The 13,515-nt window shown below is 61.7% G+C and carries 12 protein-coding genes and 2 pseudogenes; 13 read left to right on the top strand and 1 reads right to left on the bottom strand.

From position 1 onward, the window contains the following. From AC5P5V_RS17695 to AC5P5V_RS17640, 12 genes and pseudogenes are all read left to right on the top strand, one after another. Positions 1-439 (top strand): ClpB D2-like domain containing protein (locus tag AC5P5V_RS17695; RefSeq protein ID WP_495215972.1); only part of this gene is annotated, 439 nt, incomplete at its 5' end. A gap of 17 nt (positions 440-456) precedes the next feature. Continuing rightward, entirely contained in the window at positions 457-1,887 is a 1,431-nt protein-coding gene (gene cls / locus AC5P5V_RS17690) for a cardiolipin synthase (protein WP_231352088.1), read from the top strand. A gap of 27 nt (positions 1,888-1,914) precedes the next feature. Continuing rightward, positions 1,915-3,732, top strand: coding sequence for an ATP-dependent zinc metalloprotease FtsH (gene ftsH / locus AC5P5V_RS17685; RefSeq protein ID WP_032961708.1), 1,818 nt, complete (start codon positions 1,915-1,917; stop codon positions 3,730-3,732). Positions 3,733-3,819: 87 nt separating this feature from the next. Beyond that, positions 3,820-4,278, top strand: a complete 459-nt coding sequence (hsp20-GI, locus tag AC5P5V_RS17680) for a small heat shock protein sHSP20-GI (protein WP_005409665.1) — start codon at positions 3,820-3,822, stop codon at positions 4,276-4,278. Between the two features lie 22 nt (positions 4,279-4,300). Then, on the top strand, positions 4,301-5,215 hold the full coding sequence (yfdX1, locus tag AC5P5V_RS17675; protein WP_005409664.1) for a heat resistance protein YfdX1: 915 nt from the start codon (positions 4,301-4,303) through the stop codon (positions 5,213-5,215). A gap of 101 nt (positions 5,216-5,316) precedes the next feature. Further along, a complete protein-coding gene (gene yfdX2, locus AC5P5V_RS17670; protein WP_005409663.1) occupies positions 5,317-6,204 on the top strand; it encodes a heat resistance protein YfdX2 in 888 nt (295 codons plus the stop codon). An 89-nt stretch (positions 6,205-6,293) separates the two neighbouring features. Beyond that, complete coding sequence (locus AC5P5V_RS17665) at positions 6,294-6,905, top strand: HdeD family acid-resistance protein (RefSeq protein ID WP_032961710.1); 612 nt, start codon at positions 6,294-6,296, stop codon at positions 6,903-6,905. A gap of 79 nt (positions 6,906-6,984) precedes the next feature. Next, entirely contained in the window at positions 6,985-8,130 is a 1,146-nt protein-coding gene (locus AC5P5V_RS17660; protein ID WP_231352087.1) for a hypothetical protein, read from the top strand. Beyond that, positions 8,120-8,560, top strand: a complete 441-nt coding sequence (gene trx-GI, locus AC5P5V_RS17655; protein ID WP_005409660.1) for a heat resistance system thioredoxin Trx-GI — start codon at positions 8,120-8,122, stop codon at positions 8,558-8,560. The genes AC5P5V_RS17660 and trx-GI overlap by 11 nt, the downstream gene beginning before the upstream one ends. A gap of 3 nt (positions 8,561-8,563) precedes the next feature. Then, a complete protein-coding gene (gene kefB-GI, locus AC5P5V_RS17650; RefSeq protein ID WP_005409659.1) occupies positions 8,564-10,279 on the top strand; it encodes a heat resistance system K+/H+ antiporter KefB-GI in 1,716 nt (571 codons plus the stop codon). After that, positions 10,276-10,749, top strand: a complete 474-nt coding sequence (gene psiE-GI / locus AC5P5V_RS17645; protein ID WP_032961714.1) for a heat resistance protein PsiE-GI — start codon at positions 10,276-10,278, stop codon at positions 10,747-10,749. Before kefB-GI ends, psiE-GI begins: the two co-directional genes overlap by 4 nt. A 61-nt stretch (positions 10,750-10,810) precedes the next feature. Beyond that, a pseudogene (locus tag AC5P5V_RS17640) lies at positions 10,811-11,622 on the top strand (IS3 family transposase); the annotation flags it as partial. 224 nt (positions 11,623-11,846) lie between these two features. On the opposite strand, the gene AC5P5V_RS17635 reads toward AC5P5V_RS17640, so the two are convergent. Next, a complete protein-coding gene (locus tag AC5P5V_RS17635) occupies positions 11,847-13,124 on the bottom strand; it encodes an IS110 family RNA-guided transposase (protein WP_005409655.1) in 1,278 nt (425 codons plus the stop codon). A gap of 92 nt (positions 13,125-13,216) precedes the next feature. Between AC5P5V_RS17635 and AC5P5V_RS17630 the strand changes: the two are divergent. Then, positions 13,217-13,515 (top strand): annotated as a pseudogene (locus AC5P5V_RS17630) (integrase core domain-containing protein); the annotation flags it as partial.

Raw genomic sequence — 13,515 nt, 5'->3', positions numbered from 1 at the left:
CAACCGCATCGACGAGATCATCGTCTTCCATGCGCTGGGCAAGGAGGAGATCCGCCATATCGTCGGCCTGCAGCTCGATCGTGTGGCCCGCAACGCCGCCAGCCAGGGCGTGACGCTGACCTTCGATCAGACCTTGATCGATCACTTCGCGGAGGAAGGCTACAAGCCCGAGTTCGGCGCGCGTGAGCTCAAGCGGCTGATCCGCAGCGAACTGGAGACCGCATTGGCGCGCGAGATGCTGGGTGGCGGTATCGGCAAGGGCGATCACGCCAGCGCCCGCTGGGACGACAAGGCCGAACGCGTCGTCTTCGAGCGCAAGGAGCCACCCGCGCAGCCGGCCGAGCCTGATAAGTCCGATGCCGCGAACGTGGCCGAGGCACCGCCGAACGGCGAGAGCAAGCCTAAGCGCAAGAAGAAGCCGGCGGGCGGCGAATCTTGAGTCATGAGGAGGCTATCGTGTCCGACCCCAACGGGCTGACATGGGCAGCCACCCTCGTGTCGCTGGCGGTCGCTGTCCCCACGGCGGGGCACGCGGTCATCTACAAGCGTGACCCTCGATCGGCCACGCTGTGGATACTGCTGATCGCCTTGTTGCCGCTGGGCGGTTCGCTGCTGTATGGGCTGTTCGGCATCAACCGTTACCAGCGGCGGGCACGGCGGCTGTTTCCGGGGACGGATCTTGCTGTTCGACAGGATCTCTCGCCCACGGTGCCCGAGCCCGTATCGCCGCCGCTTGCCGGCCTGGCGCACCTGGTAGGACGCGCCACCGGCCAGTCGCTGACCGGCGGCAACCGCATCGAGCCGCTTGTCGATGGCGAGCGGGCCTACCCGGCCATGCTCGCCGCCATCGAATCGGCGCGGAACAGCGTCGCCTTGGCCTCGTACATCTTCGACAGCCAAGGCATCGGGGCGCAGTTCGTCGATGCGCTGCGCCGGGCTCATGAGCGCGGCGTGCAAGTGCGGGTGCTGATCGACGACGTGTATGCCCGCTGGACGCCCCGCAGCGCCTACCGCGCCTTGCAACGCGCCGGCGTTCCGGCGGCGACGTTCAACCCGACGTTGATTCCCGCGCGCCTGCATGCCGCGCATCTGCGCAATCACCGCAAGCTGCTGGTGATCGATGGCGAGGCAGGTTTCACCGGTGGCATGAATATCTGCAGCCCGTATTGGCGGCCCGATGCGCCGGGCCAGGCCTGTCACGATTTGCACTTTCGTCTGCGCGGGCCGGTGGTTGCGCATCTGATGCAGTGCTTCACCGATGATTGGTGCGATGCCACGGGCGAGCAGCTCGGCGAGGGTTTCTGGCGCGAATCGCCCGCAATGGCTGATGAGCAAGGGACCTCTTGGGCGCGCGGCATCGAGGCCGGTCCCGACGAGGCCCTGGACAGGATGCGCTGGACCTTCATGGGCGCTTTGAGCGCGGCGAAGCATTCGGTGCGCATCTGGACACCTTATTTCGTCCCCGATCAGCCGATGATCGCGGCGCTTAGCACGGCTGCGTTGCGCGGGGTGCGTATCGACGTGCTGACGCCCGCAAACGGTGACCATCCCACGGTGCAATGGGCCGCGCGCGCCCACTACTGGCAGGTGCTGGAGCACGGTGTGCGCATCTTCGAACGTCCTGGCCCGTTCGACCACAGCAAGCTGATGCTGATAGACGGCCAGTGGTGCTGCCTGGGTTCGGCCAACTGGGATGCGCGCAGCCTGCGCCTCAACTTCGAGTTCAATGTGGAGGTGTACGACACCGCGCTGTCTACGCGGCTGGAATCCCTTCTTGATGCCGCCCGTGATGCATCGAACGAGATATCGGCCATGGCGTTGCGCGCCCGCCCGCTGGCCATCCGCTTGCGCGACGGGGTGGCCCGTCTGTTCACCCCCATTCTCTAGCGACACGACTTGCGAGGAACATTGCCGATGGAAAAGAAAGATCAATGGAACATCGGCTACTGGATCGTCGCCGGCCTGTTGCTGCTGACGCTGCAGAACTACTGGCAGGCGGCGAAGACGGTTGAACCCGTTCCCTATAGTGAGTTCGAGAAAGCGCTGGCCGAGGGGCGCGTCGCCGAAGTACTGGTGTCGGACCGCACGGTGACCGGGCGCCTGAAATCACCGGACAGCCGGGGCAAGACCACCATCGTGGCCACCCGTGTCGAACCCGACCTGGCCGAGCGGCTGTCCAAGTACGACGTGCCTTACGCGCGGGTGGTGGAAAGCACCTGGCTGCGTGATGTGCTCTCCTGGATTCTGCCGGCGGTGGCCTTCTTCGGCGTCTGGTTCTTCCTGTTCCGCCGCTTTGCCGAGAAGCAGGGCATGGGCGGTTTCCTGAGCATCGGCAAGAGCCGCGCCAAGGTATTCATGGAGAAGAACACTGGCGTGACCTTTGCCGATGTCGCTGGCGTCGATGAAGCCAAGGCGGAGTTGGTTGAGATCGTCGATTTCCTCAAGAATCCGCAGGAGTATGGACGGCTCGGGGCGCGCATTCCCAAGGGCGTGTTGCTGGTAGGCCCACCGGGCACCGGCAAGACATTGCTGGCCAAGGCTGTTGCCGGCGAGGCGGCGGTGCCCTTCTTCTCCATCTCCGGATCAGAGTTTGTCGAGATGTTCGTCGGCGTGGGTGCGGCGCGCGTGCGCGACCTGTTCGAGCAGGCGCGCGGGCAGGCGCCCGGCATCATCTTCATCGACGAACTCGACGCACTGGGCCGCGCGCGCGGTGTCGGCGGCCCCATCGGCGGCCACGACGAGCGCGAGCAGACCTTGAACCAGTTGCTTACCGAGATGGATGGCTTCGACAGTTCGGTGGGGCTCATCATCCTGGCTGCCACCAACCGGCCCGAAATCCTCGACCAGGCGCTGCTGCGCGCCGGTCGCTTCGACCGTCAGGTGCTGGTGGACCGGCCCGACAAGAAAGGTCGCCTGGATATCCTGAAGGTCCATGTCAAGAAGATCACCCTGGCCCACGGTGTAGATCTGGAACAGGTGGCGGCGCTGACCACCGGCTTTTCCGGCGCTGATCTGGCCAATCTCGTGAACGAAGCAGCGCTGAACGCGACGCGGCGCAAGGCGCAGGCTGTGGAACTGCAAAACTTCACCGCCGCCATCGAGCGCATCGTGGCGGGCCTGGAGAAGAAGAACCGCGTGCTCAATCCCAAGGAGCGGGAAACCGTGGCCTATCACGAGATGGGCCATGCGCCGGTGGCGCTGGCGCTGCCCGGCACCGACCCCGTGCACAAGATCTCGATCATCCCGCGCGGCATCGGCGCGCTGGGCTACACCCTGCAACGCCCCACCGAAGACCGCTTCCTGATGACGCGCGCCGATCTGGAGTACAAGATCGCCGTGCTGTTGGGCGGGCGCGCCGCAGAGAAGTTGGTGTTTGGCGAACTGTCGACCGGTGCCGCAGACGATCTCGCGCGGGCCACCGACATCGCCCGCGACATGATTACACGCTTCGGCATGGATGAGGGCTTGGGGTACGTTGCTTTTGAGGCACAGAGGCCGCGTTTTCTTGATGCGCCTGAACTGGTTCAGGGTGGCTGCCGGGTAGCCGAATCGACTCAGACACGCATCGACCAAGCCATCCGTGACATCGTGATGGGTGTGTTTGATCGTGCATACCGAATTCTCGAAATCAACCGAGAAGTGCTGGAGCGCTGCGCGCGCGAGCTGCTGGCGCGGGAAACGCTCGACGAAAGCGATATCCGTCAATTGACTCAAGGACTTGCTCGGAACTGAAAACAGTAGTAGGTGCCATTCAGAGTAAGCCGACGGCTCTGTTCAGTGCGTCATCCAATTCGCCGGCATTGTTCAAGGAGAACCGATATGTCTGCATTGACTCCGTGGGACCCCTTCCGGGAGCTGGATGAATTGCAAAACCGCCTGGCGACGATGTTGGGACGGACACCCCAGCGACAGGGCGCCCGTACCGGCAACGAAGCCATGACCACGGCGGACTGGGCACCAATGGTGGACGTCAGCGAGGATGAGAACGCATTCATCCTCAAGCTGGATCTGCCGGAGGTCCCCAAGGATGCCGTGCGCGTCAGCGCGGAAAACGGCGTGCTCACCATCAGCGGCGAGCGCAAACTGGAAAAAGAGGAGCAGGGCAAGAAGTTCCACCGCATCGAACGTGCGTATGGCCGCTTTGTGCGCAGCTTTGTCTTGCCTGACAACGTTGATCCGACCAAGGTGACGGCTTCGATGAAAGACGGCGTGCTGGAAGTGCGGCTTGTCAAGGCCGAGCAAGCCAAACCGAAACAGATTGAAATCTCAGTCAACTAACTTCAATCAGGAGCCCAAGATCATGAATATCAAACAGCCACAATACATCTTCTCCGCACTTGCCCTGGCGGTCGTCGTCGGACTGAGCGGACCGGCTCTGGCCCAATCGGCGGCAGGTTCTAGCCCAGGTGCTGCAGCACCCTCTGCCGCATCCAAGGCGGCACAGCCACAGGTAGATGACAAGGTCGCCCGGGAAGCCGCGGGAAAGCGCGCCAAACTCGCCCAAGATGCAATCACTGCGCTGGCCAAGACCCATGAGGCATTGATCCTCCTTGATGCAAGGAAGACCAAGGAGGCGCTCGCTGCGCTGGAACTGGCCAGCGGAAAGCTGGAACTGGTATTGGCGCGTGACCCAAAACTTGCTTTGGCGCCCGTCGATGTACGCGTCATCACCCATGACATCCACGCCGACGTGGAATCGGTCAAGAAAGCGGTCAAGTTGTCTCGGGAGTTGTTGGATGATGGCGAGGTGCAAAAGGCACGGCCCATCGTCGCCAATCTTGCCAGCGAAATCGTGATCGAAACCGACAACCTGCCGATGGCAACGTACCCGGCAGCGATCAAGTCGGCCGCACGGCTCATCGACAGCGGCAAGATTGACGATGCCAAGGCGGTGCTCGCCCGAGCGCTGAACACGATGGTGATGACCTCGGTCGCCTTTCCTCTGCCCGTGCTACGGGCCGAAGCCGCGATGGCAAAAGCGGAAAAGCTGGCCGAGACCGGCAAGCGCAATGCCAAACAGAGCGAGGAGCTCAGCGCCCTGCTGGCCTACGTGCGCACGGAAATCGAGCTGGCGCAGATCCTGGGTTATGGCAAGAAGGCGGACTTCAAGCCCATCTTCGATCAGGTGAAGGCTATCGAGCAGAAATCCGCCGGAGGAAAAAGCGGCAAGGGGTGGTTCGACGAGTTGAAGATGCGCATCCAAAGGCTGTCTTGATGTGGTGAAGGAGCTGACTGCACCATCGGCTAGTCTCGCGATGGGCGCAGTCAGCCCAATAGATTCGCCTATTTTCACTAACTCATACGAGACATATCACCATGAATGAGCAAACATCGAATCCCAATGCGACGAACAAAGAAATAAACGAACAGGCCGCGGTAAGCAGCCTTCCTGTCAGTCCAGAGGCCAAGCCTGAAGTCGTCACGGAGGTACAGCCTGAGGTTCAGAAGGAAACGGACTCGCAGGCGGCAGACAAACGTAAACAAGTCCTCGATGAGGCCGTCTCGGCCTTGGCGCTGACCAAATCAGCGCTGGCCGCACTTGACGGCAAGGACGCTGCACGCGCATTGGCAACGCTGGCCGAAGTGACGGGAAAGCTGGAGCTGATCGTTGCGCGCGAACCCACGCTCGCCCTGGCCCCCGTTGATGTGCGCACCATCGTGCACGACCTGTTCGCCAACACGGACACCATTGAGGCGATGACCGACGAGGCGCTGGATGCCCTCAAACATGGCGAGGTGCAACAGGCACGTCACGTGCTGGCTTTGCTGGCCAGTGAGATCGTGATCGCGGTCACCAACATCCCTCTGGCGTCCTATCCCGCAGCCGTGAAGTCAGTCGTGCCGCTGATCGATCAGGGCAAGATCGAAGAAGCCAAAGCCGCGCTGCAGGCAGCGCTCAGCACGCTGGTCGAGACGCGCAGCGTGCATCCGCTGCCCGCCCTGCGCGCCAGGCTGCTCCTGAAGCGCGCCGAGCCCCTGGTAGAAGATGGTCAGCGCAGCGAAGCATCCAATGAGCGCCTGGAGACATTGTTGAACGAAGCCCGGCAGCAGTTGGAAATGGCAGAACTGCTGGGCTATGGAAAAAGGAAGGACTTTGAGTCCATGTACGATGAACTCAAGAAAATCAAGCAGAAGACGGGAGGGGGAGGCGGCGGAAAAGGCTGGCTCGATGAAGTCAAGGCAAAACTGTCCAGGTTGTTCTGAAACCGCTGGAGAGGGGGCGCATAGCGCCCCCTCTCTTGTCCCATGAGTGTTTGATTTTTCATCTCGTATAGGTCTTTAGGAGATATTGCATGAACACAGACACCATCGCCAATTCCAATGCGGATGACCCCACCAAAGCACTGTGTTCGCTGAGCCAAAATTGGTGGCTTTTTGCGCTGCGCGGTGTCTTGGCATTGATGTTCGCAGCCCTTGCGTTCTGGATGCCACAATCGGCTCTGTTGGCCACGACCTTAGTGTTCGGCGCATTCTCCTTGGTCAATGGCGCTTTCAACTTGGTTGCAGCGGTGCGCCATATCCAGAAAAAAGAGCGCTGGGGCTGGCTGCTGTTCAGCGGCATTGTCGGCATGCTTACCGGCGTTGTCGTCCTGGTTGCTCCTTTGGTCGCCACGATGGTCATGGCTTCTTTTTTATGGGCTAGCGTGGGGGTCTGGGCGATTTTCACCGGTGTGCTGGAGATATCCGCCGCGGTTCGGCTGCGTCAAGAAATCAAGGGTGAAATCTGGCTTGCCTTCAGTGGACTGCTCTCGATAGTCCTTGGCGCTATCGTCTTGTGGATATTTTTCTCCCGTCCGGCCGAGTCATTCCTGGCCGCAGGCTGGCTGCTGGGCTTCTATGCGGCAGTCTATGGTGTCACGCTTTTGTTCTTGAGTTGGCGTCTTCGCAGAACGCGCCAGGGATAAGAGCGGGTCAAACTAAATTCTATGGATATGAGCATTTTCGGTTCGTGCCTCCATAGAAATGACATCAAAGGAGTCATACATGCAGACGCAATATAGCTATCGAGCTGTCGACAAAGAGTTTCATGAACCATGGCAGAGAGCTTTGGGAAATGCGGTCGAGCACGCCCTCAAGCCATTGCTCGACAAACACACTAAAGATTCAGTGCGACTTCGAATCGTCCTTGATCGCGACAAGACCAAGCGGCAATTTCTGGCCAGTGGCTATATGCACCTGCCCGGCAGAAAGATTGTCAGCGTTACTGCATCACATGACGAGCTGACGCCCCTCGCGCAGATGCTCGCACAGTCGTTGTGCCGTCAGGCCAAGAAGCATTTTGACCGGCTGCATGCTCAGGACCAGATCAAGCGCAAAGCACGACGCGAGCGCTTGCGCGAGCTCAAGGTGCGAATTGCCGCAAAACCCGCGTCAGCCGCCCATGAGGCCAAAGTGACCCGAATGCCTCTACTGTCGAAACTTGAGGCTGTCGCAAGGCGTGAGCTGGCTTATCTGCGTGCCGTCGGCGATTTACCGCGCGATTATCCGACGCTGCGCGACGTGGTGGATGAAGCGATTGTCCAAGCTGAGGTGGAATGGCAATCCGTGCCGGAAGAAAAAGCGGCTTACTTCGGTCTTCTGAAGCATCTGTTCGCCGTGCTGGATCACGAAGTGGCAAACAGCCGGCAATTTGGCGAATTCGTTTCTCTGGACGCGCCGGTCGAAGCGGATGCCCAGGGCGTCGCCGAGGCCATGGTGGAAGAGGAAGTCTTCGAATTTTATCAGCCCGATGACACACTCAGGCTGGCCGATATCATCGCTGACAGTCAGCATCCCGATGCCGCAACGATCGCGGAACAGCAGGAGCTAGTTGATCGGTCGAGCGAGTTCGCTTTTGCATTCGACCTGCTGAAGGACATGCCGCGTTTGTGGCGGCGCATTTTTCTGCTTATCCGTGTGGACGGGCTGGATGCCAGCAGCGTCTCTGAAATCCTGCTGATTCCTAGTAAGGAAGATACTGTCCAAAGGTGGCTCATGCAGGCCGAAGCGTTCATCGCTGCTCATTTGGAAGAGGCCGGAGTAAGCAAAGACGGGAACGATTGGCTCCAAGGCGTTGATTGGTCGGCATTGTCTGTGACCCGAAGCGCGGCAGCCTCACTGTGGTCCAAGGAGGCGAACCATGAAGAATGATCTTCACCTCGTCTGTCCGCATTGCCAGTCCATCAACCGCGTACCGACTGCGAAGCTATCGGAACATCCCAACTGCGGCCGCTGCCAGCAGCCCTTGTTCACGGGCGAACCCATCGAGTTGACCACGGCGACGTTCTCGCGCCACGTGGAGCGCAGCGACCTGCCACTGTTGGTAGATTTCTGGGCACCTTGGTGCGGGCCGTGCAAGATGATGGCCCCGCAGTTCCAGCAAGCGGCGCGTCAGCTCGAACCCAGGGTCAGGCTGGCCAAGGTCAATACCGAGGCAGAACCCCACCTGGCCGCGCAGTTCGGCATCCGCAGCATTCCGACGCTCGCCCTGTTCCAAGGTGGGCGGGAGATCGGGCGTCAGGCGGGCGCCATGGGCGCGCAGGACATCGTGCGCTGGGCATCTGCACAGGTGGGGCGCTGACCGATGCAGGACTTGCTCGGCGCCACCCTGATCCTGCTGGCGGCATGCAGTCTCGCGGCGGTGGCGACGGCGGCGTTCAGAGTACCCGCCTTGCTGGGTTACCTCGCCGTCGGCGCCTTGCTGGGCCCGTCGGTCAGCGGTGTAGTCGCGCCGGGAGAAGCGCTTGATTTTCTGTCCGAGCTGGGCGTGGCCCTGCTGCTGTTCATGGTTGGGCTGGAGTTCTCCCTCGGGCACTTCTGGCTTTCCCGTAAAACCGTATTGGCGGCCGGCAGCTTGCAGATGATCGCTGTCGCCACGCCACTGACCTTGATGTTGATGTGGCTGGGACAGCCAGTTCAGTGCGCTGCGTTGCTCAGCACTGCGGCGGCCATGTCGTCCACGGCGCTGGTCAGCCGACAGCTGGCCGACCAAGGCGAGCTCACCACCCGCCACGGGCGCAGCGCCATCGCCGTGCTGGTCTTTCAGGACCTGGCCAGCGTGCCCCTGCTGGCCCTGCTGGCGATCTGGGCGCGCGGCGAGTCGCCGAAGATCGAGAGCGTGCTGCTCGAAGTGTTGGGCGTGCTGATGTTGTTCGCGGCAGCGGCCCTCGCCTCCCGTCGTCTGTTGCATGGCCTGCTGGGCTGGGTGGCGCGGCAGGGCCACGAAGAATCCTTCGTGCTGGTTTCCTTGTGCGTGGTGGTGGCTGCCGCCGCTGCTGCACACGCGGTCGGCGTATCTGCCGCCCTGGGTGCGTTCTTGGCCGGCATGGTGCTGGGCGAGAGCGACTTCCGTCACCACATGGAAAGCCACCTCAAACCGTTTCGCGATGTGTTGTCGGGGGTGTTCTTCGTGACCATCGGCCTGCAGTTGGACGGAGCGCAGATTCTTTCGGCACCACTGGCGGTGTTCGCGTGGCTGGCAGTGCTGGTACCGGTCAAGATCGGGCTCAACACCCTGGCCTTGCGGGCGACGCGCCTGTCCGCCTTCGATGCCTGGCGCACGGGCATAGCGTTGGGGCATGGCGGCGAGTTCGCCCTGCTGTTGTTGGGCATGGTCTTGCAGCAGCATCTGATTCCCGCGACCGTCGTACAACCCATGCTGGTCGCGCTGGTACTCAGCATGGCCTTGGCACCGCTGCTGATCCGCCATCACGATGTACTTGCCCGGTTCTTGAGCCGCACCGGCGGCGTCATTCAGCCACCCCAGGCTGAAGAAGTTGAGATCACCGCGCAGACAGCGCGATTTCGAGACCACGTCATCATCTGCGGCGCAGGCGAGCTTGGCCTGACAGTCAGCGAAATTCTTCGACACGCGGGCGTGGCGCATCTGCTGCTGGAAGCAGACGAGCAGAAGGTCGAGGCCGCACGTGCCGCCGGCGCGCCGGTGTTCCATGGCGATGCCAGTCGCCCCGATACCTTGCTGGCTGCCGGGTTGGCGCAAGCGCGTCTGGTGGTGCTCACGTTCGACCATGCCCAGCAAGTGCTGCGCATCGCCCAGGCGATTGCCGAGCGCCGTCCGGCGCTGACCTTGTGGGTGTCATGCAGAAGTACGACCGCGGCCGATGCACTTCGCGCCATGCCCAACGTGCATGTACACCAGCAATCCTTTGCCGCGGCCCTTGGGCTGGCGGAACAGGTGATGTCGTCGCTTGGCATGTCGGCCGAGCTCGTCGAACGAAACATCAGTGCGATGCGCCGCCGTCTCGACAGCGGCAATGTCGCAGGGAGTCCATCTGCATGAAGTCAACAGGCCGCAATCCATTTCAGGTCTTCCGTGACCAATGGGCCATCATGAGTTTATACGATCGCTTCGAGCAGGTCGTCGCCCTCGTTCTGTCGGCGGTAATTGCCGTCATCATCGTGGTGTCGCTGTTCCAGCTCATCGCCATCGTCTTCACGCTGCTGGTCCTCGATGCCTTCAATCCCCTGGATCACAAGGTATTCCAGAGTGTGTTCGGCATGATCATGACGCTCTTGATCGCGATGGAGTTCAAGCATTCCATTGTGCGCGTGGCGCTGCGTCGGGACAGCATCATCCAGGTCAAGACCGTGATCCTCATCGGTCTGATCGCGCTGGCGCGCAAGTTCGTGATCCTTGACCCCGAGGCGAGCCCCGCAAAGATAGCCGCGCTGGCAGGCGCCACGCTGGCTCTGGGTGCGACCTACTGGCTGCTGCGCGAGCGCGGCGACCGCGCCGCCGAGACCTCTTGACCTGCCCCCACTGAGCCGTACCACGTGAAGCTGTAAAGTCCGTCAACCCGAGAGGACGGACATGCGCAAGAGTCGCTTCACCACCGAACAGATCATCGGATTCATCAAGCAGGCCGAGGCCGGCATGGCAGTCGCGGAACTGGGCCGCCAGCACGGCTTCAGCCCCGCCAGCTTCTACGCCTGGCGGGCCAAGTACGGCGGCATGGAGGCCGAGGACGCCAAGCGCCTGAAGGAGCTGGAAGCCGAGAACAACCGGCTCAAGCGGTTGCTGGCCGACGCCCATTTGGACATCGAGGTGCTGAAGATCGGCTTCGGGGTAAAACGCTAGCCCCGCAACGCAAGCGCGAGGCAGTCCGACGCATGCTCGACCAGACGGTGTTGAGCGAGCGCCGGGCTTGCCGCCTTGCGGGGCTGTCCCGCGATGCCTTCCGCCACCCGCCCGTGCCGACGCCTGCCACCCAGGCACTGTCGGCACGGATCATCGAACTGGCCCAGATCCGCCGCAGGTTCGGCTATCGCCGCCTGCACGACCTGCTGCGCCCGGAGTTCCCAGACGTGAACCACAAGAAGGTCTATCGGCTCTACAGCGAGGCCAGCCTCGCCGTGCGCCGACGCAAGAAGGCCAAGCGCCCCCCGCTTGAGCGACAGCCTCTGGCGATCGCTACGGCGCCCAACCAGGTCTGGAGCATGGACTTCGTCAGCGACGCCCTGGCCAACGCCCGGCGGCTCAAGTGCCTGACCGTGGCCGACGACTTCACCCACGAGTGCGTGGACATCACGGTTGACCATGGCATGGGTGGCGCCTACGTCGTCCGGGTCCTCGACCAGGCCGCCTGCTTCCGGGGCTACCCGCGGGCCGTACGCACGGACAACGTGCTAACTCTGGAGTCAACAACAAATTGGGAGCGAACGGATCCGCGGACGTCGCTGACGTCCGGTCAGGCAAGTCGCACCGCTATTTGCACCAAGTCCCGTGGGCTTCCACGTCTTCAGGGTCTCCTGGTCTGACCATAGTGAACACGAGGTCCAGAACGGCCTCGAACGTGCCTAAAACAGCATGGAGTCCCGTGGAAGGCCCGAGCATTATCTACAGGATCCTAAGAGGTCCCGACGGCCCTACGGAGAGGGGTCGATCCACGGGGTAAAGCATTTTCGAAGTAGCAGCGGTATTGGGTTTGTTGCTTGACCAGGCCATAGGCGACACGCGCCATCTTCGCGGCCACGGCAGTCAGTGCTTTTCTTTTGCGGTCGGCGTTGGATGGATCGTTCCGGATGTAGCGCTCGTACTTCTCCCGGAAGCTGTTCTCCCGCATCCGGATGGCCACTGTGGCGGCAAACCAGAAGGCGAAGCGAAGGCGCGCATTGCCGCGCTTGGACAGCCGCTCCTGGCCCTTGTATTGGCCTGATTGGCACTTGGCCAGATCGAGGCCGCAGTACTTCAGGAACTGGCGATGGTGGGCGAAGCGACGCAGGTCGCCAGCCTCGGCCAGAATGGTCAGTGCAAGCACAGGTCCAATACCCGGAATCGAACGCAGCGACTCATAGTCTGGGCGCCCCGAAAGGGTCTGGTGCGCCTGTTCCGCGAGCCGGTCGCGCTGCTGGACCAGCTCCTGGAAGCGCTGCAATTGCAGGCGGAAGCTCTGAACCTCGAGCGAGTCATCGGCGACAGGCAAGCCAATGCTTCGCAGGGCGATTTCATATAGTTCGCGTAGCCATGCCGCCTTGTTGACCTTGCGCCCCACCAGGTCCCACGCCTCCTTGCGGAACGTCTCGTAGTCACGCTGTTGGATTGATGCCGCAGTAGGAAAGCGGAGCATGAAGCGGGCGAACCAGTCCGCATGTGCGCTGTCGAAGTAGCGCTCGATTTCGGGAAAGTACAGCGGCAGATAGTGCGTCATCAAGCTGTGCTGCAGTCGCGTCCTTGCCAGGCTGATCTGATAGTGAGTCTTGGACAGCTCCTGCAATCCGTGGTGCCCGGCCAGCAAGGGATCAATGTAGCGCAGCGTCATGCCCTGCTTGAGCAGTGCGAGAATCACGCGGGCATCTTTCGGGTCGTTCTTGTCCCATGAGTTGAACATTGCTTCGCGGTAGCGGGCGCCAGCGACTGATGAGACAAGGCAAACGTCGAAGCCTTCCGTGAGAAGCCGGAAAGCCAGCGTTCGATGGCAGTCTCCAGTGGGTTCCATGGCGATCCTGGCAGGCTGGGGTAATCCACGCAGCAGAGCGACCAGACGATCGTGCTCTTCCATCGAGCTGGCCATCCGAAACTGCTGCTGCTTGCCGTCAGGCGTTTCAATCAGGACGGCATGGTGACGCTTGGCAATATCAATCGCGACCCACGTGGCCGCAGGCGTAGCATTGGGCTGGGCAGTCATCGTCGGCAAGCTCCTGTGGTGTGTGAGAACCCTCAGGATGACCTTGGAGACGGTGGCTGCCCACGTCTTGGGGATGCTTCCAGATGTACTACGGCCCCGAGTTCACCAGCCGGGCCTTCATCGCATGGACGCAACTCCACGGCATCAAGCACCTGTTGATCGAGCCGGGCAGGCCCATGCAGAACGGCTACATCGAGAGCTTCAACGGCAAGTTCAGGGACGAGTGCCTCAACGAACACTGGTTCACCTCGCTCGCCCAAGCCCGCCAGGTCATCGCCGACTGGCGACGCGACTACAACCAGGTGCGACCACACAGCAGCTGCGGTCGAATCCCGCCTGCCCAGTTCGCTGCCAACCACCGAGCACAACAAGCCGACAACGCAGTAACCTT

Source organism: Stenotrophomonas sp. YJH_SMC_130 (assembly GCF_059369035.1).
This window is presented reverse-complemented; position numbering and strand designations above follow the sequence as displayed.

Bases quoted from the DNA above. Each gene is read 5' to 3' on its own strand.
- ftsH (WP_032961708.1), top strand. From the start codon at position 1,915: ATGGAAAAGAAAGATCAATGGAACATCGGCTACTGGATCGTCGCCGGC.
- hsp20-GI (WP_005409665.1), top strand. From the start codon at position 3,820: ATGTCTGCATTGACTCCGTGGGACCCCTTCCGGGAGCTGGATGAATTG.
- yfdX1 (WP_005409664.1), top strand. From the start codon at position 4,301: ATGAATATCAAACAGCCACAATACATCTTCTCCGCACTTGCCCTGGCG.
- yfdX2 (WP_005409663.1), top strand. From the start codon at position 5,317: ATGAATGAGCAAACATCGAATCCCAATGCGACGAACAAAGAAATAAAC.
- AC5P5V_RS17665 (WP_032961710.1), top strand. From the start codon at position 6,294: ATGAACACAGACACCATCGCCAATTCCAATGCGGATGACCCCACCAAA.
- AC5P5V_RS17660 (WP_231352087.1), top strand. From the start codon at position 6,985: ATGCAGACGCAATATAGCTATCGAGCTGTCGACAAAGAGTTTCATGAA.
- trx-GI (WP_005409660.1), top strand. From the start codon at position 8,120: ATGAAGAATGATCTTCACCTCGTCTGTCCGCATTGCCAGTCCATCAAC.
- kefB-GI (WP_005409659.1), top strand. From the start codon at position 8,564: ATGCAGGACTTGCTCGGCGCCACCCTGATCCTGCTGGCGGCATGCAGT.
- psiE-GI (WP_032961714.1), top strand. From the start codon at position 10,276: ATGAAGTCAACAGGCCGCAATCCATTTCAGGTCTTCCGTGACCAATGG.
- AC5P5V_RS17635 (WP_005409655.1), bottom strand. From the start codon at position 13,124: ATGACTGCCCAGCCCAATGCTACGCCTGCGGCCACGTGGGTCGCGATT.